The organism is Psychrobacter sp. M9-54-1 (assembly GCF_016613355.1).
GTDB classification, from domain to species: Bacteria; Pseudomonadota; Gammaproteobacteria; order Pseudomonadales; family Moraxellaceae; genus Psychrobacter; species Psychrobacter faecalis.
In genome coordinates this window covers 1-289 of record NZ_JADGFW010000045.1, presented here as the reverse complement: position 1 = coordinate 289, position 289 = coordinate 1, and the positions used below count along the sequence as shown (strand labels likewise).

Below are 289 nucleotides of genomic sequence, written 5' to 3'. Positions count from 1 at the left end.
GGGCAAGTTTGGAAACTCCCGTTTCATCATGCCAAGCATGTGATGGTAGTAAAAAGACTTAAACTGTCGATACCGCAGTTGATGAAACAGTACCAAGATGGTCATCATCTCTGATACACTTATCTTGCATGCTCTTAGCCGTTGACGGCCCGTTGCGATTAAGTGAGCCTCAAACTCAGGTTTGAATTGCTGATAAAAGTCGTCAATATGGCAGTATAGTTCGGTTAGGTTGTCCATGTAAGAAGTCCTTTTTGCTTAAGTGGTCTTGGTAAACTTACTTTAGCAACTT

General features: G+C 41.9%; 1 pseudogene. It reads right to left on the bottom strand.

Going from position 1 to position 289, the window contains the following annotated elements:
* Window positions 1-237 (bottom strand): annotated as a pseudogene (locus IQ457_RS13600) (IS982 family transposase); the annotation flags it as partial.
* Window positions 238-289 lie beyond the last annotated feature (52 nt).